Origin of the sequence: Sphingomonas sp. AP4-R1, assembly GCF_013113735.1 — a bacterium.
Taxonomy (GTDB): Bacteria; Pseudomonadota; Alphaproteobacteria; order Sphingomonadales; family Sphingomonadaceae; genus Sphingomonas_I.
In genome coordinates, this window is sequence record NZ_CP053346.1 from 2,279,279 (window position 1) to 2,299,870 (window position 20,592).

The 20,592-nt window shown below is 61.8% G+C and carries 23 protein-coding genes and 4 pseudogenes; 11 read left to right on the forward strand and 16 right to left on the reverse strand.

Annotation, left to right across the window (positions count from 1 at the left end; genetic code table 11):
* Nucleotides 1-57: 57 nt before the first annotated feature.
* From HL653_RS10690 to HL653_RS10700, 3 genes and pseudogenes are all read left to right on the forward strand, one after another.
* A pseudogene (locus tag HL653_RS10690) lies at nucleotides 58-1,154 on the forward strand (IS3 family transposase).
* A 381-nt stretch (nucleotides 1,155-1,535) separates the two neighbouring features.
* Nucleotides 1,536-1,904, forward strand: a complete 369-nt coding sequence (locus HL653_RS10695) for a hypothetical protein (RefSeq protein WP_171744516.1) — start codon at nucleotides 1,536-1,538, stop codon at nucleotides 1,902-1,904.
* Nucleotides 1,901-2,173, forward strand: coding sequence for a DUF3618 domain-containing protein (locus tag HL653_RS10700; RefSeq protein WP_171744517.1), 273 nt, complete (start codon nucleotides 1,901-1,903; stop codon nucleotides 2,171-2,173). The genes HL653_RS10695 and HL653_RS10700 overlap by 4 nt, the downstream gene beginning before the upstream one ends.
* Before the next feature lie 511 nt (nucleotides 2,174-2,684).
* On the opposite strand, the gene HL653_RS10705 is transcribed toward HL653_RS10700, so the two are convergent.
* Nucleotides 2,685-3,770 carry an alpha/beta hydrolase gene (locus tag HL653_RS10705; protein WP_171744518.1) on the reverse strand — a complete coding sequence of 362 codons (1,086 nt, stop codon included), beginning with the start codon at nucleotides 3,768-3,770 and terminating at the stop codon, nucleotides 2,685-2,687.
* Nucleotides 3,771-3,832: 62 nt separating this feature from the next.
* Nucleotides 3,833-5,026: an MFS transporter gene (locus HL653_RS10710; protein ID WP_171744519.1), complete on the reverse strand. Its 1,194-nt coding sequence runs from the start codon at nucleotides 5,024-5,026 to the stop codon at nucleotides 3,833-3,835.
* A 130-nt stretch (nucleotides 5,027-5,156) separates the two neighbouring features.
* Between HL653_RS10710 and HL653_RS10715 the strand changes: the two genes are divergently transcribed.
* Nucleotides 5,157-6,095, forward strand: coding sequence for a LysR family transcriptional regulator (locus HL653_RS10715; protein ID WP_171744520.1), 939 nt, complete (start codon nucleotides 5,157-5,159; stop codon nucleotides 6,093-6,095).
* A 12-nt stretch (nucleotides 6,096-6,107) separates the two neighbouring features.
* On the opposite strand, the gene HL653_RS10720 is transcribed toward HL653_RS10715, so the two are convergent.
* Genes HL653_RS10720 through HL653_RS23960 form a run of 3 tightly spaced genes read right to left on the reverse strand, consistent with a single transcriptional unit; the run spans nucleotide 6,108 to nucleotide 7,042 of the window.
* The gene (locus HL653_RS10720; protein WP_171744521.1) at nucleotides 6,108-6,659 is read right to left on the reverse strand and encodes a phosphotransferase family protein; all 552 of its coding nucleotides are present in this window, start codon (nucleotides 6,657-6,659) and stop codon (nucleotides 6,108-6,110) included.
* A gap of 21 nt (nucleotides 6,660-6,680) precedes the next feature.
* A complete protein-coding gene (locus HL653_RS24615; RefSeq protein ID WP_171744522.1) occupies nucleotides 6,681-6,818 on the reverse strand; it encodes a DUF1810 family protein in 138 nt (45 codons plus the stop codon).
* Complete coding sequence (locus HL653_RS23960) at nucleotides 6,800-7,042, reverse strand: DUF1810 family protein (RefSeq protein WP_367613600.1); 243 nt, start codon at nucleotides 7,040-7,042, stop codon at nucleotides 6,800-6,802. The genes HL653_RS24615 and HL653_RS23960 overlap by 19 nt, the downstream gene beginning before the upstream one ends.
* A gap of 187 nt (nucleotides 7,043-7,229) precedes the next feature.
* Here HL653_RS23960 and HL653_RS10735 point away from each other — a divergent pair, with 187 nt between their 5' ends.
* Both HL653_RS10735 and HL653_RS10740 read left to right on the forward strand, forming a co-directional pair.
* Nucleotides 7,230-7,463 (forward strand): hypothetical protein, encoded by a 234-nt coding sequence (locus HL653_RS10735; protein ID WP_171744523.1) that lies wholly within the window; start codon nucleotides 7,230-7,232, stop codon nucleotides 7,461-7,463.
* Nucleotides 7,460-7,831, forward strand: a complete 372-nt coding sequence (locus tag HL653_RS10740; protein ID WP_171744524.1) for a hypothetical protein — start codon at nucleotides 7,460-7,462, stop codon at nucleotides 7,829-7,831. Before HL653_RS10735 ends, HL653_RS10740 begins: the two co-directional genes overlap by 4 nt.
* Here the strand turns inward: HL653_RS10740 and HL653_RS10745 are convergent.
* The 5 genes from HL653_RS10745 to HL653_RS10765 all read right to left on the reverse strand — a co-directional run bounded on the left by HL653_RS10745 (nucleotide 7,828) and on the right by HL653_RS10765 (nucleotide 10,573).
* On the reverse strand, nucleotides 7,828-8,457 hold the full coding sequence (locus tag HL653_RS10745; protein WP_171744525.1) for a MarC family protein: 630 nt from the start codon (nucleotides 8,455-8,457) through the stop codon (nucleotides 7,828-7,830). The two genes, HL653_RS10740 and HL653_RS10745, sit on opposite strands and share 4 nt — an antisense overlap.
* Nucleotides 8,458-8,563: 106 nt before the next feature.
* A complete protein-coding gene (locus tag HL653_RS10750) occupies nucleotides 8,564-9,124 on the reverse strand; it encodes a hypothetical protein (protein ID WP_171744526.1) in 561 nt (186 codons plus the stop codon).
* A gap of 3 nt (nucleotides 9,125-9,127) precedes the next feature.
* Nucleotides 9,128-9,418: an NADH dehydrogenase ubiquinone Fe-S protein 4 gene (locus tag HL653_RS10755; RefSeq protein WP_253717881.1), complete on the reverse strand. Its 291-nt coding sequence runs from the start codon at nucleotides 9,416-9,418 to the stop codon at nucleotides 9,128-9,130.
* A 76-nt stretch (nucleotides 9,419-9,494) separates the two neighbouring features.
* The gene (locus HL653_RS10760; RefSeq protein WP_171744528.1) at nucleotides 9,495-10,010 is read right to left on the reverse strand and encodes an Hsp20/alpha crystallin family protein; all 516 of its coding nucleotides are present in this window, start codon (nucleotides 10,008-10,010) and stop codon (nucleotides 9,495-9,497) included.
* Nucleotides 10,011-10,102: 92 nt separating this feature from the next.
* Nucleotides 10,103-10,573 carry an Hsp20 family protein gene (locus tag HL653_RS10765; RefSeq protein ID WP_171746904.1) on the reverse strand — a complete coding sequence of 157 codons (471 nt, stop codon included), beginning with the start codon at nucleotides 10,571-10,573 and terminating at the stop codon, nucleotides 10,103-10,105.
* Nucleotides 10,574-10,816: 243 nt separating this feature from the next.
* On the opposite strand from HL653_RS10765, the gene HL653_RS10770 reads away from it, so the two are divergent.
* Entirely contained in the window at nucleotides 10,817-11,080 is a 264-nt protein-coding gene (locus HL653_RS10770; protein ID WP_171744529.1) for a DksA/TraR family C4-type zinc finger protein, read from the forward strand.
* A gap of 15 nt (nucleotides 11,081-11,095) precedes the next feature.
* On the opposite strand, the gene HL653_RS10775 is transcribed toward HL653_RS10770, so the two are convergent.
* The 4 genes and pseudogenes from HL653_RS10775 to HL653_RS10790 form a co-directional block, all read right to left on the reverse strand.
* Nucleotides 11,096-11,596, reverse strand: a complete 501-nt coding sequence (locus HL653_RS10775) for a cupin domain-containing protein (protein WP_171744530.1) — start codon at nucleotides 11,594-11,596, stop codon at nucleotides 11,096-11,098.
* A pseudogene (locus HL653_RS10780) lies at nucleotides 11,593-11,778 on the reverse strand (hypothetical protein); the annotation flags it as partial. The pseudogene HL653_RS10780 and the gene HL653_RS10775, both read right to left, overlap by 4 nt.
* A 217-nt stretch (nucleotides 11,779-11,995) precedes the next feature.
* Entirely contained in the window at nucleotides 11,996-12,352 is a 357-nt protein-coding gene (locus HL653_RS10785) for a response regulator (protein WP_171744531.1), read from the reverse strand.
* Nucleotides 12,353-12,506: 154 nt separating this feature from the next.
* Nucleotides 12,507-13,754, reverse strand: coding sequence for a sensor histidine kinase (locus HL653_RS10790; protein ID WP_253717882.1), 1,248 nt, complete (start codon nucleotides 13,752-13,754; stop codon nucleotides 12,507-12,509).
* Nucleotides 13,755-13,916: 162 nt separating this feature from the next.
* On the opposite strand from HL653_RS10790, the gene HL653_RS10795 reads away from it, so the two are divergent.
* Both HL653_RS10795 and HL653_RS10800 read left to right on the forward strand, forming a co-directional pair.
* Entirely contained in the window at nucleotides 13,917-15,743 is a 1,827-nt protein-coding gene (locus HL653_RS10795) for a bifunctional diguanylate cyclase/phosphodiesterase (protein WP_171744532.1), read from the forward strand.
* Nucleotides 15,744-15,959: 216 nt separating this feature from the next.
* Nucleotides 15,960-17,897 carry a PAS domain-containing sensor histidine kinase gene (locus HL653_RS10800; protein ID WP_253717883.1) on the forward strand — a complete coding sequence of 646 codons (1,938 nt, stop codon included), beginning with the start codon at nucleotides 15,960-15,962 and terminating at the stop codon, nucleotides 17,895-17,897.
* A gap of 76 nt (nucleotides 17,898-17,973) precedes the next feature.
* Here the strand turns inward: HL653_RS10800 and HL653_RS10805 are convergent.
* Nucleotides 17,974-18,731, reverse strand: a pseudogene (locus HL653_RS10805) (IS5 family transposase).
* 597 nt (nucleotides 18,732-19,328) lie between these two features.
* Here HL653_RS10805 and HL653_RS24175 point away from each other — a divergent pair.
* Nucleotides 19,329-19,816: pseudogene (locus HL653_RS24175) on the forward strand (diguanylate cyclase); the annotation flags it as partial.
* 114 nt (nucleotides 19,817-19,930) lie between these two features.
* Nucleotides 19,931-20,299: an EAL domain-containing protein gene (locus HL653_RS24180; RefSeq protein ID WP_253718027.1), complete on the forward strand. Its 369-nt coding sequence runs from the start codon at nucleotides 19,931-19,933 to the stop codon at nucleotides 20,297-20,299.
* Here the strand turns inward: HL653_RS24180 and HL653_RS10815 are convergent.
* Nucleotides 20,287-20,490 (reverse strand): LysR substrate-binding domain-containing protein, encoded by a 204-nt coding sequence (locus HL653_RS10815; protein WP_171744534.1) that lies wholly within the window; start codon nucleotides 20,488-20,490, stop codon nucleotides 20,287-20,289. The two genes, HL653_RS24180 and HL653_RS10815, sit on opposite strands and share 13 nt — an antisense overlap.
* Between the last annotated feature and the right edge of the window lie 102 nt (nucleotides 20,491-20,592).

Here is a 20,592-nt window from a genome sequence, read left to right on the forward strand (position 1 = left end):
TACTTTGTGAGGAAATCCCGGTTAGGTTTGGCAGGTGCCGGACCAGGGAATCCGTCAATGAAGAAGTCGAGGTTCAGCGAGCAGCAGATAGCGTTCATCCTCAAGCAGGCCGAGGATGGAGCGACCGTCGAGGAGGTTTGCCGGAAGGCCGGCATATCGATCCAGACCTATTATCGATGGCGTAGCAAATACGGAGGGCTGATGCCGTCGGAGATGAAGCGCCTGAAGGTGCTGGAAGAGGAGAACGTCCGGCTGAAGCGGCTGGTGGCGAACCTCAGCCTAAACAAGGAGATGTTGCAGGACGTCATCCGCCGAAAAATGTAGGGCCTGATCGAGCCCGGGAGATCGTCGGCTATTTGCAGGCGAGCTACCAGGTCAGCGAACGGCGAGCCTGCGGCGCGTTTCCGATCAATCGATCGACCCAGCGTTATCGGTCCCGCCGCCTCGATCAGGCCGGCCTTAAGATGAGGATCAAGGAGTTGGCTGCGACCCGTGTTCGCTACGGGTATCGACGCATCCACGTGCTGCTCCGGCGGGAGGGCTGGGAGATCAATCACAAGCGCATCCATCGCCTGTATCGCGAACTAGGGCTGCAACTGCGCAACAAGACGCCCAAACGCGAAGTGAAGGCGAAGCTGCGCGATGACCGGACACCGGCGACGGCCCGAACGAGTGCTGGTCGATGGATTTCCTGTCGGACCAGCTATTCGACGGGCGCAAGATCCGCGTGCTGTCGATCGTCGACAACTTCACGCCGGTGTCGCCAGCGCTCGACGTACGGACGAGCTACCGCGGCTCTGACGTGGTCGAGACGCTCGAACGCATTGCCGCTGTACACGGTCGTCCGAAACGCATTCGCCTGGACAATGGCCCGGAATTCATCTCGAAGGATCTCGACCTATGGGCCTATCAGCATGATGTGGTGCTGGACTTCAGTAGGCCCGGAAAGCCGACCGACAATGCGTTCGCGGAGGCGTACAACGGCTGGGTGCGGGCCGAATGCCTCAACGCATACTGGTTCTTGAGCTTGGACGACGCACGGGTAAAATGTGAGGCGTGGCGGCGCGAACAACGAGCACCGTCCGCATAGCTCCCTCGGCAATCAGACCCCGGTGGAGCGTGCTTTTTCGTCAGGGCAGGCATGCCTGCCCTGACGAAAAGAGAGCCGGTTTTCTCATAAAGGCCGGACCAAAGACGGGGTGAGGCTCAGCCGCATCCTCATTGAGGGGCGCCACCGAGGTTCGTGCTCTGTTCCAACCTCTGATTCGTTATTCGGGCATGCGCAAGAGATCAAGCGGGATGCGGGTTTCACGTTTAAATCCGGTGAACGGTGGACTGCTTTCGCTATCTTCGAGGGCCGGTCGTTGACGACGACAGAATGACCACCGGGGGCGTCGAGCAGGCTTCTGGTGGGCACTTAACTGCCATAGACCCGTTGACGCAGCCGGAACGACGTTTCGTTAAACCTTGGTCCCCGAACCGCTGCGAGCCTGCAGTTTCGCCGGCGGGGCAAATGTGATTGTAGGGAATTACCGATGTCTGATCTGCCTCCTGAAGCATCTGGCGGTCCATCTATTGGCGGCCAAACGACACAAGAAGACCTTCGCGCACTGGCTTCAAGGCTTATAGAAGAGGGTAAAGATTGGGCCGCTGCCGAGATTAATGTTGTTACGGCAACCTTTGATACATGGAGCAAGCCTGTCAAAATCGCCGTGCCGTTGGCCGTCGTTGCAATATTGCTCGTGCTGGCAGCGGTGACTGTGTTTGTCGCGGCGTTTGGAATGGCCTTGGCTTACTGGCTGGGTGTCGCAGCCGGTCTTGCTGCCGCAGCATTTATAACCCTATTGGCCGCAGCTGCGCTTATGCTGATAGCAGTCGAGAAATTGAAAAGGCTTGATCGATGAATGAGATCGCTGCAGCCCGCACGGAGGCAAAGCTGAAACGCCAACGTCTCCTCTCGAGCTTGCATGAACTGCAAGATCGGCTGAAGCCAGCAAACATCGCCGGCGATCTGGTGGAGAGCACTAAAGCCCTTGTTCAAGAGACGAGCAGGGTAGCGATCGACAATGCACGAAAACGGCCCGGTGCGTTATGGCTTGGAGGAACCGCGGCGATCGCGCTGGTTGGCCTCGGTGTTTTTCGTCGTCTCCGTTCAAACAGAAATCGCGATTGATAGGAGCGACTTTGTCAAGAGACGTATGCCCCCGTGTCGTGTTGTGCTTTCGTTCAAAACGAAGCATACGTCAGGAAGTTCTTATCAATAAATCTAAAAAGGAACGGGGCGAACACTTAAGCGTGCTCCGCTTATAACATCACGCGTTATCGTAACGCTGCTTGGCTTTAAAAGTTTTGATGCTTTATCCATTAGAGCTGACGAAAGTTTTCTTTGCCGTTGCGTGGACAGTCCTCCTGTTGACCGCCGTTACGCTCAAAACATAATTCGGCTGTTTCGTTTTATGCTTTGTAGTATGTGTTTTCATTGTCGTCGTGGTGGCGACCCCGTTGGAGACGGCGGTATCAGTGTTCACCTTCGTCTGACGCGTGGCCTGCGCATACGACGGAGCGGCCGCCAAGAGGGCGGCGCTTGCAGAGAGGATGAATGTGGAACACGTTTAGCAATAGCCGGAGTGTGAATTGGACGACAAACAGCGAGGCGATGATACGTCTCGCTGCAGCCAGGAAGTTCAGGCAGCGAGATGCCGCTCGAAGAAGCTGGTCAGCTTTTCGAATGGGATGACGTCTACCTTGTCATAGAGGTCCGTGTGGTTCGCCCCCGGGATGATGACCAACTCCTTGGGTTCCGCTGCCGCCGCGAAAGCGGTTTCACTGAAGTAGCGCGAGTGGGCCTTCTCGCCGTGAATGAACAGGACCGGCCGCGGCGAGATTTCAGCGATATAGGTCAGGATCGGCATGTTCATGAACGGCAGCGGGGTGGTCTGCGTCCAGGCATTGCCCGAGTTGACCGCACGCTTATGATAGCCGCTAGGCGTCATGTAATAATCGTGATATTCGACCAGAAACTGCGCTTCGCCGCCCTTCAGCACATTGTACGGTGGTTGATACGCTGGCGTCCCGGCTTCCGCGTCCGCCCAGCGCTGGCGGCTGAGTTGCTCCAGCGTCTGCGTGCGCTGTTCCAGCGTTACGCTGTCATTGTAGCCCTTCGACATGACACGGGTCATGTCATACATGGTGCTGGCGACCACCGCCTTGACGCGCTTGTCGACGGCGACGGCGCTCAATGCCATACCGCCCCAGCCGCAGACGCCGATCACGCCAATGCGCTCTCGATCGACTTCAGGGCGCAAGCCGATATAGTCCACCGCCGCGCTGAAATCCTCGGTGTTGATGTCAGGCGACGCGACGTTGCGGGGCTCGCCGCCGCTTTCGCCGGTGAAAGACGGATCGAACGCCAGGGTGGCAAATCCGCGTTGGGCCATGGTCTGCGCGTAAAGGCCCGACGACTGCTCCTTCACGGCGCCGAAGGGGCCGCTGACCACGATTGCCGCCAGTTTTCCAGCCGCGTTTGTTGGCAGATACAGATCGGCGACTAGCGTGATGCCATAACGGTTCTTGAACGAGACCTTCTCGTGATTGACCTTCTGGCTGCGCGGGAAGACCTTATCCCAATCGTTTGACATGTTCAGAGCCTTTGCATTGGAGGTGGTGACGATCGAAGCTGCACCGTACGCGGCTGCGCCCGCGCCGGCCAGTTTCAGAAGCGCGCGTCTGTCGACGCTCTGTGGTGGCGCATTTGGATCCAGGTCGGTCATAAATATTCCGATCTCCTAATGTGTTTGAGTGGGATAAGTGCATTACATGGGTTGGCTCATCGCTAGGGAAGCACGGGCTTCAGCAACCGATGGCCGGTGCCGATCAGCGCAACCGCAAGACCGGCGAGGGCGACACTGCCGGCAAAGGTCGCGGCGACCGTCAAACTATCCAGCAGAAGGCCGCCTGCCATGGCGCCCATCAGGATCGAGGCCTGGATCGCTGCGACCATCAGGCTGCCCGCAGCCTCGGAAACATCGGCCGCGTTCTGCGACATCCATGTCATCCAGATCACCGACATGGCGGTGTTCATCGCGCCCCAAAGGGCCAGAAAGACGCCGGCTGCGATGACCGAATTGCCAAGGAGCAGAAGGCCCAGCGTGCAACCGCCCATGAACAGTACCGGCACGCGCAGCAGCGCGGCGACGTTGCCGCTCACATAGCGGCCCGCCGCCCATGTACCGGCAAATCCAGCGCAACCTAGTACGAGCAGCAGGATGGAGAGCGTCGTCACATCCACCTTTGTCACCTGCTCGAGGAACGGCCGGAGATAGGTGAACATCGTGAAGGCGGAGCCCCATGACAGCATTGCCGCAACGAGGCCGCGCAGGAAGTAGGGGCGCTTGAGCAGAGCAAACATCATCCGGAAATTCTGGCGCTGACCGGCTGGCAGCGACGGCAGCGCGACCATGTGCCAGAGCAGATTGCCGGCGACGAGCGGGATCAGCGCCCAGAAGACCGCGCGCCAGCCGAATATGCCCCCCAGATAGCTGCCGATCGGCGCGGCAAAGGCCGTGGCGATGGCGTGGCCGCCATACATGAGGGCGAGCGCGCGCGGGACGTCGCCTTCGGGAACCAACCGCATGATCACAGCGGTAGCGAGCGCCCAGGAGCCGCCGATGCAGATCCCGAGCAGCGCGCGGCCGATCATCAGCACGGCAAAGTTCGGGGCGGCCGCAACCGGGACCAGGGAAAGCAGCATCAAGGCAGTCGTCGCGATCAGGACCGATTTTCGGTTTAACTTACCCGCGGCGGTGGTCATGAGCATGCTGGCCGTTACCGCGAACAACCGGCTGATCGAGATCGCCTGACCGGTCTGTCCGGTTGAAGCGTGAAGCCCTTGTGCCATCGGCGTCAGCAGGCTGACCGGCATGAACTCGGACGCGATGAGCAGCGCGACGCAAAGCGCCATGGACAGCACGGCGCCCCGGGCGGCGACCGGCTCGCTACGGATATCGGACGTGGTCGCGGCGGCCATCGACAGAATTCCAGTTTGAACTTCCAAGGCCTATCTAACCCTTGAGCGATCATTCTATTAGACGTAGAAATGCGCATGAACTTATCGATATTCGCAAATAATAGGCAGGCGAGCGTGGACGAAGGTCCAGATGGCCAAGCCTGACCTTAATCAGCTGGGCTGGTTCCAGATCGTCGCGGAGGAGCGCAGTTTCACCAAGGCGGCGGCGAAGCTTGGCATTTCGCAATCCACGCTCAGCCAGGCGATCAAGTTGCTCGAAGAGCGTATGGGCATCAGGCTGCTGACGCGCACGACGCGCAACGTAGCGACGACCGTAGCCGGCGAACGGCTTCTCCAGACGATCACACCGCGGCTCGGCGAGATCGAGACCGAGATCGCGGCCCTGATGGCGTTTCGCGAAAAGCCGTCGGGTTCGATTCGTCTGACATTGTCCGACCATGCTCTGAAAAGTGTCGTATGGCCGAAGCTCAAGCCGGTCCTGCGCGCCTATCCGGAAATCAGCGTCGAGTTGATCCTGGACAGCAGCTTCCGCAACATCGTCGAGGAGGGCTTTGATGCGGGTGTTCGTCTCGGAGAGGCCGTCGAGAAAGACATGATCGCGGTCCGCATCGGTCCGGACTGGCGCTTGGTTGCGGTCGCTTCACCTGCATATCTTGATGCGCATGGCGCGCCCGGGCAACCGCGGGATCTGGTCGGGCATGTTTGCATCAACATGCGACACGAGACCGCTGGCGGCCTTTACGCGTGGGAGTTCGAGATGGACGGTCAGGCGCTGCGCGTCCGCGTGAGCGGACAACTGACCTTCAACAATTCCTACGCGATGATCGATGCTGCAGTGAGCGGCTACGGCATCGCTTATGTCCCTGAGGACATTGTGGCGCAGCAGATCGGTTCAGGCCAGCTTGTGCAGATTCTGGACGAATGGTCGCCGGCTTTCGATGGTTATTTTCTCTACTATCCAAGCAGGCGCCAGAATCTGCCCGCGTTCAAGATTATCGTGGATGCGCTGCGAATGGGGGGCGGTGAGAGGATAAGTCAAAGTCGTACGCTAAGCCCGCAGTCGTCCTGATTGGGAAGGTCGCTAACCGCTCAAGGTCTGATCGGGAGGTGTGCGCGGGAACACCGCCGGGTCGAAAGCCGCTATGTCCAATAGATATGCGCGATCCTTCGCGTCCGTCCAGCCCTCCGGCCAGTTTCCCAAAAGCCAGACGGCTTGATCGAGCCATGCCAGTTCCAGGATCGACGACCACGCAGTCAGCTCCGCGTCGGTGAAGGCGACATGCCCAGCGTAGGCCCGCAGGAAGGTCGCCCATTCGGCCGGCATCCATAATCGACCGGGAGCGGTGGAGAGGTCGCAGTGGAACAGGAGCAGTGCGACGGCGAGGTCATAGAGCCTCGGCATCCGTGCCGCATGGTCCGGATCGACCAGCGTAGGTTTCGGGCTGAAAACGAGGTTCGACGCCTTGAAGTCGAAGCTGCACCCGGCGAGCGGCAAACCCATGACGGGTTTGGCCGTGGCAAGGCGTGCCAGCGTCGTCTCCCGGAATGCGTGTCGATCCGCACCGGCGGTTTCGATGGCATCTTCAGCTGAAACAAGGTGCGGCTCGATCCATTCGGCATCTCGCAGCGTCAACACGTCACGCTGACCATCGAACTAGCGATTGAGTGCGGCGGGGAAAAGGGCATGTGGGCGCACGGCTTCGAATAGCGTGAGTGACGATCGTAGCTTTGTCGCATCTATGTCACCAAACACTGCAACCGGGCCGCTGATCGTCAAGTCCTGCATCGGCATAGCGCGGGCCACGGGTGGTGTGTTCGACAAAGGCGCCTTACTCTTCGAGGGAGCGGATCGTGAAAATGCCGCGCCGTCGTGCTCTGTCCCAGCCCGGCGATCTGCGGAAAGATGAACCACATCCAGTGCGTGCGCTTGGCCCCGCGACGAAGCTCGGCCGGCGCCGTGGGGTAGGCGAGCGTCTGCGCTTCGATGAAGCGATCGAGTGAATTGATGTCGGGCATCAGGCCAGGGGTCCTCGCGCTTCCTCCGATGAAAAATACCTACGCGAATTGGTCGCGGCACTCGATACCGGCGACGACTCAAGGCAACTTCGCCTCTTGAACCTGCTTAAATCGCTTCCCAATTCCACCACGGCCGATCGTTTCGGCCGAAGCATTGCAGCGACTGGTAGCGAAAGGAGGCACAGTCATGTCGCAGCCTGTTTCCCGTTATTTTCATCCGTTCGACATCGCCGGCCATCCGACCCTCGAACCCGAGGTCAAGCGTGCGATCCTCGCGTCCTGGGCGTCGGATCGCGTCGCGGTCGAAGGAGAGCCGGCCCTCCGCAAGCCACCCGAGCTGCGAAAGTCCATCCCGGTCGATGACATCCTGGCTGCGTTGAAATCGCTTGACGGCCAAAGTCAGCAATCAACCCTGCAATGAGCCGCGGACCGCTCAAGCGCTGGCGCGAACGCGGTGGCCGCAGCGTGCGCGTCTCGCTGCCGTTCGCCGACATCATGGAGGTCGCGCTGGCGCTGCTGGCGCTGTCTCCCGAGGAACTGGTGGCGTTGGGTTGGACCTTCGCCGACCGCAAGCGACTGCTCGACCACTTCCTAGCTTCAGGAAAGGAAGCACAGAAGGCCGATCGCGCCAGCCTTGACCAGACCCTACTCACGCTGCGTCTGCCGGTCCGCGATATTCAGCGTCTACAGCGCTTCGCGCGACGCGAGCTGCCGAAGGCAGCGACGCACGCCGGCATCATCGAGCGGCTTAGCCGGGTGCTGGCCGCCGCCATCGCGCCGCCCGGCTAGTGCATGAAGGGTGCGCGCTCCAGTCCGTCGAAGATGAACTGGACGGCGAGGCCGGCGAGTAGCACGCCCGAGAGGCGCCGGACCACATCCGCGCCGGTCTCGCCGAGCACCAGCACCAACCGATCCGAAGCCCGCATCGCTCCGTAGGTGAGCGTGAGGCAGATCATGATCATTGCGATCACACCCGCCGCTTCGATCCAGCTGGCGGTTCGGCCCATCAGCAGCACGACTGCTGACAGGCTTCCCGGTCCGGCAATCAAAGGAAAGGCCAGCGGAAAGACGGCGATGTCGCCGGGGCGCTCGGCGTCCTGACGCTCCCCCTCGCTGATCGAGGACAAGCCCGGGCTCGAGAAGGTCAAGGTCAACGCTTGGAGAAAGAGCAGCAAGCCGCCCGCCACGCGGAAGGCGGGCACCGAGATGTGCAGGAGCGCGAGCGTAACGTTACCGCCCAGCGCGAACATCAGCAGCACCAGTCCGGCTACGCCAGTCGAGCGGACCGCGAGGCTGCGTCTTTCCTCTCTATGATTGCGGGCGGTCAGGCCGGCGAAGACGATGGCCGTCTCGACCGGGCCGATCGTGACGAGCAGCGTGACGAAGCTGGACAGGATGCTTGGGGGTACATGCATGGTGACAGCGGACGGCCCGTCCGCATTACGGTCGGGCGCTTTGGCAAGGGTGAGATAGTGCTATGGCAAGAAGGGCGGCCGGCGGTTCGCGCCAGCGGCCACATGCCTACCAGCGATAAGGCCGATACCAATAGCGGTGGACCGGCCGATAGACCCACGCCGCTCCGTTCCAGGCCCAGGGCCCATACCAACCCGGCGCGGCAGAGACGAGGCCGGGATAGACGGGGGCCGGATACCAGACCGGCGGTGGCGGCGGCGCATAGTAAACCGGCGCGATCGGGCGCACGACATAGCCCGGCGGACATCCGGGCGGCGTTGCCGCGTTGCCGATCGCCCCGCCGGCTACCGCACCGGTCGCCCCGCCGAGGAAGGCGCCAGCGGCGCGATCATGACGCCCGGCGAGACCCGTGCCCGCCGCAGCGCCCAGCAGGCCGCCGATCACGGCGCCGGCGGTGGTGTTGGAGCGCTTCTCGGCGACGCAGTTGGCGGCCGCCCACTGCCGGGAGCCATCGGAGTAAGGCTGATTCTGCGGCGAAGCAGCCGTTGGGCCAGCGCTGCCGGATGTCGTCGACGTGGACGGGGTCGCGCCGAGTACGGGCTGTTGAACGCCCGCAACAAGCGCGGCGCCGGCCAGCAGCGCTTTGGTCAAGTTCTTGCGACGAAACATGGTTCACCTCCTCAAAGTGGATGATGATTCCGCGCCCTGCACCGTGAACCGGAGCCGTTCCCGGCGGCAGTAACGCTCCGCCGACGCGCGGTCGGGGAAATGAAGTTCGATCTGGATCAGCGGGTCGCATCCGCCGGTCCAGCCGGTCAGCGGATCGACGAACGGCGGCACGCGTGGCGCGAAACGCACTCGCCACTGCCCACGCCGAGCTCGGCCACCCTGGTTGGTTGCGACCGGCATCGGCTCGACGATGGCGCGGGCGTCGGGCGGCAGCGCGCTCGACCAGCCGGCCAAGCCATTGTCATTCGCTGCCGTCGCCGGACGGACGCCGCGGCAGATTGGCCCGGGACGAAGATCCCGGGCCAGATCCTCAAGCGGCCGCGCCATGGATCGGGATGCGGCGAACATTCTCGTTCGCCGCCTCCGACCTTGGCAGGGTGATAGTGAGCACGCCATTCTTGAAGGTCGCGCTCGCCTTGTCGCGCTCGATGCCGCGCGGCAGGCCGATGCGGCGCTCGAACCGGCCATAGCTGCGCTCCGAATAGCCGCGCTCCTTGTCCTCGACCTCGGCTTTCTTCTCGCCGCGGATCGTCAGCACGCCTTCCTCGACCTGGATGTCGACATCCTTCTCATCGAGGCCGGCTAGCTCGGCCGTGACACGGATCTCCGTGTCGGTCTCGGCAAGCTCGACCTGCGGCCAGCCGAGAGTGCGATCGAAGCCGGCGAACGACGGTACGCCGAAGCCGCGGAAGACATCGTCGAACAGGCGATTCACGTCGCGATGGAGCGACAGCAGCGGATGGGTGTCGCTGGCGCGCTCGCTGTTCACGGGCGCGGGGAGCCGGTTTTCCTGCCGGCTCCAGGGAATGAGATCACGAATAGCCATGATGGTCATCTCCTTGTTGGGCTGATTTTGGGCATGGCTCACCGGTCGTCGCCCCACAAAGGAGCGACGCCGGCGAGCCGGTTCTGGACGGTTTAGGCCGCCTGTGCCTGTGGCTTCGGGGCCGCGATGCGGTCGTTCGACGCATTGCCGCCGCCGATCTCGATCTTGCGCGGCTTCATCGCCTCGGGGACGACGCGCTTTAGCTCGATTGAAAGCAGACCGTTCTCGAAGCGGGCATTGCCTACCTCGATAAAGTCGGCGAGCTGGAAGCGACGCTCGAACGCACGCGTCGCGATGCCGCGGTGCAGATAGTCGCCCTTGTCGGCGTCGTCGGCGCGCTTGCCAGTGACGTTGAGCTGGTTCTGTTGCGCGACGATCTCGATCTCGTTCGGCGCGAAGCCGGCCACCGCGAGCGTGATGCGGTAACTGTCCTCGCCTTCCTTGACGATGTCGAAGGGCGGATAGCCGTCATCCTCGCGCTGCCCGGATTCGAGCAGGTTGAACAGCCGGTCGAAGCCGACCGTCGAGCGGCGATAGGGAGTCAAATCAAAAGCCGTTCTCATCTCCAAATCCTCCATTGAAGCGATCTGGGCATGAGTTGCGCCGGTACGGAAAGAGCCGACGCCCTCTATGTCCCACCGGACCCGAACACGGCGCCCGGCACGATTCAGATAATTTGCGCAAAAGCCTGTTCAAGACTTTGCGCGCGAGAAAATTCGCGATCTGGGCTCATCGCTGACAACGGTTTGAATCCGGCAATCCATTCTTATCTAAGTGTCTGAAAACGCCAGGGCGCGGAGGACAGGATGGCGAATGGCTGGGCGCCCGATGGCGCCGTGCAGGATCAGATCGACGACACCGTGAAGGACGCGGTTTTGCGGGCGCGCGGCATGATGCCGGCGGGCGAAGGCAGTGACGAATGCGACGATTGCGGCGACGATTTTCCGGCCGCCCGCCGCGCCGCGCTGCCTGGCACGCGGACCTGCGTTGCCTGCCAGGCCAAGCGCGACGCAACCATCGGCAGCGTCGGCATCAATCGGCGCGGCAGCAAGGACAGCCAGCTGCGCTAGGCGGTTGCGTAGCTGTTATTTCCACAAGTCTGTGACAGGGCCGGAAGAACCCTCGACCGGATCCGCATCGGGGACCGGCAAAGCGGCCATACGCTGCCGCGCCTTATCGCTTGGCGCCTCCCGGCAGATATCCCAGTCCTGCCCCTGCGGATAGGCGCCGACCACGAGAAAATCGTCGCTCGCCTCCACGTTGCAATGCCCCGTGCCAGTCGGAAGAACGAGGGCATCGCCCGCCTCAACCCGGATGTCTTCTCCGCCTGGACCGCCGATCGTCAGCGTCGCCGAGCCGGCCGCGACGCCGAGCGCTTCGTGCGCAGTCGAGTGATAGTGATGATAGTCGTACACGCCATCGCGCCATTGCGGCGGCCAGCCATTCTCGGCGAATGCGGCTTCGAACTCCCTGGCCGTCTCGTCGCATGATCCGACATGCACGGCGCCGCGATAGAGGAGCACCGGCAGCTTGGGATTGTTCGGCACCCAGTCATGCTCGGGCAGGAGGAAGCTTTCGATTTTCATAGCGGGGCTCCCGCCTGGCTTGACGCGGCCGGTTGCCGGCGGCGCTTCGATTTGTCGGCCAGCTCGATCCACACCGGCGCATGGTCGCTGGTTTTCTCCCAGCCGCGCACGTGGCGGTCGACCTGCGCATCGACGGGTCGATCGGCCAGTGCCGAGCTCAACAGAAGATGATCGATCCGCAAGTCCCGGTGCAGACAGTCCGACCGACCCAAGGGCGCAGGCACTTGCGGCACTAAACGCGGTCGCCAGATCATCACCATCGCCTATCCTTCACGAACATCACAACGGTCAGGCGCGCTGCTGTCGCTCGTCCCGATGAGTTCGCGGCGCTCGACGTTCTAATACAAAACGAAACGACCACTCGCAGTCGACCTGCGCTCCAACAATCTTCACAGCCACCTAAAGTGGAATGGGACCAAGCTCGTGAAAGGCGGCAGCGATTGCACCGCGATCAAGCGGTTTGCTAAAGATACGACCCGGCGGATCGCAGGGCGAACACTCGTCAGGCGTTCCGGTAATGAAGACGACCGGGATAGTACCGAGCCGTTGATGAATGGTGCTGACCGCGAGGGGGCCGGTGCCGTGCGTCAGCTTGACGTCCGACGTGATGAAAGCTGGACGCTCCGCCATCGCTGACGCAACCGCTGCCTCCTGCGAGTCTGCAATTGCGAAGGACGTCGCACCCTCGTCCTCGAGCAGGTCCTGAAGCAACTGTGCGATGATAGGTTCGTCTTCGATAATCAGGACGTGGCACATGGGAAGAGTCTCCTCCTTCGCCAACTCCTGGCGCCATGGGAAAGTTCAGCCCTTTCAATGATTCAGCCCAGGTTTCGACGTGAACAAGGCTGCCACCGCGCTGATGGCGACGGAACAGCTATGTCAGATTTGGCGAAACATTATGCCTTCGACCTCACTCGCTCGCGGGCTGCGCTCCATCCGCGCGGCGGAACGCGATCGTGACGCGCATTCCCTCGTCGGGGCGTGACTCAACGGCGAGGTCGGCGTGGGCGTTTTGGCGAAGCGACTGGACGATCATGGCGCCGAGTTTTCCGGGCTTGGGCCACTGCACGCCCTCGGAAAGGCCGACGCCGTCGTCGGCGACGATCACGCGACAGTCCTTCCCCTCGACCAAACTATGAAGCGTGATTGTGCCACCACGACCTCCGGGAAAGGCGTGCTTGAGCGCGTTGGTGAGAAGCTCGTTGACCACGAGGCCGGTCGGCATCGCGACGTTGACCGAAACAGGCCAGGTATCGACCTTGAGATCGAGTCGAATTCCCTCCACCGCATGCGCGCGCATTACGGCCGAGGCGATCTGGCTGAGATAGGTGCCGAGGTCGATCCCGTTTCCGACATGATCTGCCAACATGGTATCGTAGAGCAACGCGAGGGCCTGAACGCGACCGGCAAGCCGGTCGAACCGCCTGTCCTGTTGCTCGTCCTCGGGAAGGTTCCGCGCCTCGAGCCGGATCAGTGCGGTAATCATCTGAAGGTTGTTCTTTACGCGGTGCTGCAACTCACGCAGCAGAAAGTCCCGCTCCTCGACGCGGCGTTCAAGTGCTTCCCGATCGACGCTCTGCTGCGAGGCGTCAGCCAGCGCGATCAGCCGGAATATGGGCTCACCCTGATCATCCTCGATGACGTTGGACCAGACATGAGCGTCGCAGGCACCGTCGGCGCGGTCGAGCGAGAAGACGCCGACATATTGCTGATCGTCGACGATCGCGTCGCTAAGCAATCGGTCATCGTCGGGCACCGCCGCCCGTCCAGACAACTCATGCCAATGCCGCCCTTCCAGATCGGAGGCATTGCGGCCGGTCAGTCGCTCGCATTCTAGGTTCACGTAGACGATATGCTCACGCGGCTTGAGTTCGGCGACCGCGATGGCGATCGGCACCTGGTCGAGAAACTGCTTGAACCGATCGCTTTCAAGCGCGTCGGCCAGCTCCGGTGTGCCAAGCAGTCGGTCGACACGGGCTTCATCCTGATCTTTCATCAGTCTCTTGTAAGCCGAGACGTCGCGATTGACGAGATCGACATAATTATCACCGCCATTGAATGAACCCGAAAGTGGCCGCGACCGGCGCTGTTCGGCGAGCAGATCACCCTGTTCCTGCTGACAGCGAGCATCGATGAGGTCGCGTCGGCGAGGCGGCATCTAAGCCCCGAGCCGGCTGGGTTACCTGTAGGCCACATCAATTCGCGCGTCCGCCCAACAAGTCATTACGGAAGGACAACAAGATGCTGATATAACATGCTAATCTGTTTTTAAGGCCGGTATCTTAAGCTTCTGCCAACGATATCTCGGATCTCTCTTCTCATGGAATGTTGGGCTGCTAAAGACGATTCCACGCATGAAGCCGAGCGCCTCAAGGCGATCGCTGACTATGCGCTGGTAGGAACGCCACCGGAGCCCGAGTTCGATCATATCGTCGCTCTTGCCGCTTCGTTGTTCGACGTAGCGATCAGCCTGATCTCGATCGTCGAGAAGGAGCAACAGATCTTCGCGGCACGGGTTGGGCTCGAGGCCGCCTCGACTGCTCGAGATATTTCCTTTTGTGCGCACGCACTCGACCGTGAGACGGCGCTGGTGGTCGAGGATGCGCGGCTCGACCCTCGATTTGCCGACAATCCGCTGGTCGTCGGGCCGCCCTTTATCCGCTTCTACGCTGGGGCGCCGCTACGGGTGGCGTCGGGTCATGTGCTGGGAACATTGTGCATTATTTCGCCTGAACCTCGTGGGTTCGATCCGCTACGCGCCCAGCAACTCGAGGGCCTGGCCCAACTGCTCATCGACCGGCTGGAACTGCGGCGTAGCGAGCGCAAACGGCGGGCAAACGAAGCACGTCTGGCGCATCTGGCGCATTACGACCAGCTGACGGGACTTCCTAATCGAACCCAATTTCACGAAGCAGCCGACCATTTGCTCGCATCGCGGCCGGCGGCGGCTGTTCTGTTGTTCGATCTCGATGGATTCAAAGACGTCAATGACGTGCTCGGCCATGCTACCGGCGACCGTCTGCTGGCGGCAGTCGGAGAGCGTCTCCGGGGCGAAGTGAAGGATCGGTATCTGCTGGCCCGCCTTGGCGGAGACGAATTCGCGCTGCTGGTGCCAGGAGTCGGCGATCCACGCGACGCGCATCGTATCGCGATCCAGCTCCGCAATGCGTTTCGAAGGGGATTCCTGCTCGACGATGACGAATTGCAGCTCGACACCAGCATCGGCGTGGCCATCGCACCTCATCACGGACGCACGATCGAAGCGTTGCTGATGGCGGCTGACCTGGCATTGTACCGGGCGAAAGCCCAAGGTGGCGGCACCGTCGGTTTTTTCGAGCCGCACCTGCGGCACAGCGTAGAAGCGCGGCGCCGTTTACAGAAGCAGCTGCGCCACGCCTTTGAAGCGGGCGAGTTCGAGCTGCTCTATCAGCCACAGATCGATCTTGCCGATGATCGCATCGTCGGTGCCGAAGCCTTGCTGCGCTGGAACCATCCCGAGCATGGCCAGCTCTCTCCGGGCCAGTTCCTAGACGTTCTCGACCGGATGCCGCTCGCCGCGGCCGTCGGATCCTGGGTATTGCGGTCCGCGATCGCACAAGCCGCGCGGTGGAACGAGGCCGGAACCCCGCTCCGAATAGGGGTCAACCTCTTTGCCGCCCAGTTCCGATCTGGCAACCTGCCGGAGCGAGTCGCAATAAAGCTCGCCGACAACAAATTGCCAGCGCAGCTGCTCGAAATCGAACTGACCGAGACGGTTGCCGTCCGGAACGGCCATGCAGTCGGAAGCGCGCTTGCGGCCTTGCGCCAGATGGGCGTCGCCATCTCCCTCGACGACTTTGGTACGGGCTATGCTTCGCTGAGCCTGCTCAAGGAGCTTCCGGTTACGCGGCTGAAGATCGACAAGATCTTTGTCGCCGACATGGTAGCGGGCAACTGCGACGCCGTGGTCGTCGATGCCATCCTGCGAATGGCTGGGAGCTTTGGACTGGACGTGATCGCCGAGGGTGTCGAGACGGCGGAACAGCGGGACTGGCTCAGAAATGCTGGCTGCCGGGAAGCACAGGGCTATCTCTTCGGCAGGCCGATGCCCGCGTCCGAGCTGACCGATCGGCTGAGCCGTCCGCCCGCTTCTTTGGCTGCTGCCTAGCAGGCTATCTGTTCGCGGGCCGGCTGCTCGGGCGTTTTCACATACCTGGCACAGCGCGTAACAGCGCCGGAACCATGTCCGGCGTCCGTCGTTCGCGACCTCGTGTCGATGCGCACGAGGCAGCCCACATGACGGATTGCTCGCACACCGGCGCGACGCAGTGCCGTAAGAAAGTCGATGACCGGCTTCTGCCGGCCGAAACGAGATAGGGGGAGCGTGGCCGAGTCAGTGCATTTGTCGAGCGCGCACGACAGGTTCAAGTTGTTGGTGCAGAGCGTCACGGATTACGCGATCTACATGCTCGATCGCGAAGGGATCGTGACCAGCTGGAACCCCGGCGCGCGGCGCTTCAAGGGATATGAAGCCGACGAAATCATCGGACAGCATTTCTCGCGCTTCTACACGCCTGAGGACCTCGAGCGGAACATCCCCACATTAGCGCTCGAAACAGCCGAGCGCGTTGGCCGGTTCGAGGCGGAAGGCTGGCGGGTGCGTAAGGACGGCACCCGGTTCTGGGCGAATGTCGTGATCGATCCGATCCGTCAACCCGATGGCACCCTTGTCGGCTTTGCCAAGGTCACGCGGGACCTGAGCGAACGGCGCGCAGCGGAAGAGAAGTTGCGGGCAAGCGAAGAACGCTTTCGGCTGCTGGTTCAAAGTGTGTCAGACTACGCCATCTACATGCTTGATACCGATGGTCTGGTGAGCAGCTGGAATGCGGGCGCCGAACGGTTCATGGGTTACGCTGCCGGTGAGATCATCGGCCAGCATTTCTCACGCGTCTATACGCAGGAGGATCGCGGCGCCGGCGTGCCCGATGCCGCGCTCGCAGCAGCAAGAAACGAGGGCCGGTTTGAAGCCGAAGGGTGGCGGGTCCGTAAGGACGGGAGCCGTTTTTGGTCGAGTGTGATCATCGATCCGATCCGCAACGATGCAGGGGAGCTGGTAGGCTTCGCAAAGGTAACACGCGACCTTACGGAAAGGCGCGAGATCGAGGAACAGCTGCGCCAGGCGCAGAAGATGGAGGCGGTCGGACAGCTCACCGGCGGCCTCGCTCACGATTTCAACAATCTCCTGACCGGCATCAGTGGCAGCCTGGAGATGATGCAGGTCCGCTTGGCGCAGGGTCGCACCGCAGAAGTCGATCGCTATTTCATCGCGGCGCAGGGTGCGGTCAAGCGCGCGGCGGCACTGACCCACCGTCTTCTCGCCTTTTCCCGGCGGCAGACGCTCGATCCGCGTCCCGCCAACGTCAATCACCTGCTGGCCGGTCTGGACGAGCTCATCCGCCGCACGATGGGACCGGCGATCGACGTTGAAGTGGTCGGCGCAAGCGGTGTGTGGTCTATCCTCGTGGACGCCAATCAGCTGGAAAATGCGGTTCTCAATCTGTGCATCAATGCCCGTGATGCCATGCCCGACGGTGGCAAGCTCACCATCGAAGCGGCCAACAAATGGCTCGATGAGCGCGCGGCGCGCCAGCATGATTTGCCGGTCGGCCAATATGTCTCGCTCTGCGTGACCGACACCGGCACGGGCATGACGCCCGACGTGATCGCGAAGGCGTTCGATCCGTTCTTCACCACCAAGCCGTTGGGCGAGGGAACAGGCCTCGGCCTGTCGATGATCTATGGGTTCGCCCGGCAGTCGGGCGGACACGTCCGGATCTATTCCGAAGTCGGGCAAGGCACCACCATGTGCCTCTATCTGCCTCGTCACACAGAAGATGCCGCGAGCGATGAGGAGATAGAGCTCCAGGCGGATATTGTGCCGGCCGGTGATGGTGAGGTCGTGCTTGTGATCGATGACGAGCCGACGATCCGGATGCTTGTCGCAGAGATTCTCGGCGAGTCCGGCTATTCTGTCATCGAAGCGCCTGATGGACCTACAGGTCTTCGCGTCCTGGAGTCCAACACGCGTATCGACCTGTTGATCACCGATGTCGGTTTGCCGGGCGGGATGAACGGGCGTCAGGTCGCGGATGCGGCCCGCGCCACCCGTCCCAATCTCAGGATACTGTTCATCACAGGCTATGCGGAAAATGCTGTGATCGGCCGTGGACGCCTCGAGCAGGGCATGCATGTCCTCACCAAGCCGTTTCAGGTCGAGGCGCTGGCAGTGAAGGTGCGCGAAATCATCGAAACTGGTCAATGAGCTTGTCCAAGTCCGTTTCCCTGAGTATTCATCAAGGGCGGAGCCGGGGGCGTCTGCTAGGGTCAGGACTCGTTGATCACAGCCAGAAGATGACAGTGGCAGCGAGGGTGATGGCGGAGAAGAAGGCGGTGGGGCAGCGGTCGTAGCGGGTGGCGACCCGGCGCCAGTCCTTGAGGCGGCCGAACATGATCTCGATGCGGCTGCGACGCCGGTAGCGGCGCTTGTCGTACCGGACCGGCTCGTTGCGCGAGCTGCGGCCTGGGATGCAGGGCTGGATGCCTTTGGCCTGGAGGGCGTCCCTGAACCACTCGGCGTCGTAGCCGCGGTCGCCGAGCAGCCACTGTGCCTTTGGCATGTCATCGAGCAGCGCTGCCGCGCCGGTGTAGTCGCTGACCTAGCCCGCGGTCATGAAGAAGCTCAGGGGGCGCCCATTTGCATCGGCGACGGCGTGGAGCTTAGTGTTCATGCCGCCTTTGGTGCGGCCTATCAGGCGGCCGAGATCCTCTTTTTAACCCGCAGGCTTGATGCCGTGCGGTGCGCCTTCAGGTAGGTTGCGTCGATCATGACCGTCTGCGGCTCGGCCCCAGCTGCAGCCAGACCTTCCATCATTAGCGTGAACACACCGGCCTTGCCCCAACGCTTCCACCGATTGTACAGCGTCTTGTTCGGGCCGTACTCGCTGGGTGCATCTCGCCAGCGCAGCCCATTGCGGTTGACGAATACGATACCGCTCAGCACCCGCCGGTCGTCCACCCTCGGCTTGCCGTGGCTCTTGGGAAAGAACGGCCGCAGCCGCTCGATCTGCTCATCCGTCAGCCAAAACAGGACGCTCATTCCGGTCTCCTTGCGGAGCCTGAATCAGATCGCAACGCTCACATCAATGGGTCCTGACCCTAAAGACCTGCCGATCGATAAAGGTGCTTCCGCTTGCGACAGGAATGCTGCCACGGATAAAGTATCAGGCTTAGAAACGCCGCGTCGGCACCTGTGCTTCGACGGTTCCAATGCCCTATCCCGGTAAGGTCGAGGTTCTTTGCGGTCTTCCGCCGGATAGGAGCGAGCTTCCCATCCGAATCAGCCATTTACCCAACTTTTGCAGTCGAGCGCGTAATCTGACGATGGTTCGACCCCATAGGTGGTTATATGTCTGCGATTGCATCAAGAACAGCTGTACTGTCCCGACCGCGCGAAGCAGCTCTGCCCGAGATGGCAACTGCAGTCCTTATTCTGAACGAGGCGCGCGAGGTCGAATATGTCAATCGTAGCGCCGAGACGCTGTTCAATCCGGTCGATCCGATCGGCTGCACGTTTTCTGCGTTGCTGGCGAGTAGCGGCGAAGAGGCGGCAAGCGACGTCTTCGGGCCGGTGGACCATGGCGGAACGTGCACCGAGGTTCGAATCGCGCTCTCCGACGGCAGGCTGCTCGACTGCATGCTACGGGTCCTGTCAAGCGGCGGGTTCGTTCTCAGCCTGGACGATGTGACTGCGCTGGTCCGAAACGCCGAATTCGCACGCCGCGATACGCTCACAGGCTTGCCCAACCGCGCGGTGCTGAAGGAACAGCTTATCGAACGACTGGCGCAGGCCGAAACAGCGCAAGAAACTCTCGCCGTGCTCTATGTTGACCTAGACCGGTTCAAGGCGGTGAACGATTCGCTTGGCCATGCCATAGGCGATGCCTTGCTGCAGAAGGTCGCCGACCGGTTTCGCAGCGCGGTGCGAGAAGGCGACATCGTCGCGCGGCTGGGTGGAGACGAGTTCGCGGTAATCCAGTCGGGCGCGCCGCAGCCGCTGGCGGCCAAGTCCCTGGTCGGTCGGTTGGTCGATCTGATCAGCCGGCCTATGCCGTCAACGGCCACATCCTGCATATCGGAGCCAGCGTCGGCATCGCCGTCTACCCCGCTGACGGTGGCGAGGCTGCCGTTCTCCTCAAGAACGCCGACTTGGCGTTGTACCGCGCCAAGGCCGAGGGTCGCGGCACGTACCGATTCTACGAGCCCGGCATGGACGAACGCATGCAAGCGCGCCGCGCGATGGAGATCGACCTGCGCCGCGCGCTGGCGCTCAAGGAACTGCAGCTAGTCTATCAGCCCAAGCTGCGTCTCGACACCGGTACGATCATCGGTTTCGAGGCTCTGATCCGCTGGCATCATCCGGAGCGAGGCATTGTGTCGCCCGCCGATTGTATTCCGCTCGCCGAGGAGATCGGGATCATCGTGCCGATTGGCGACTGGGTGCTACGCGAAGCATGCAGATCGATGCTCTCCAATCAAAGATTATACCCCATAATGCCGGTCTTCGTCCCCGCTGCCTGGATATGGAGGTCAACAACCGCCTCATCGTCGCAAAAGGAGATCGTAGACAGTGCGGCTGGCCTCTCCACGCAAAGCTACTCGCGGTGACGAGGTGCGTCCACCAGCGTGACGAACGCAGGAGAGGATTGCCGCCGGCTGAGGTAATAGAGATGGTAGCCGTCCCAGTAGGGGCTCCAGTTTTCGAGAACACGCTTCAGGCGCCCTTTCGCAATGTGAGACAGCGCAATTTCCTCGGGCAGATATGCGGGGCCCAAACCCGCAAGCGCGCCATCGAGCATATTGAAAATTCCGGGCGATCCCCGGCGCGATGGGGCGGCGTGGCAATGTGACGCGACGTCGAATCAGGCGCTTGCACTCCCCGATCGCCTTCGAACACCCGG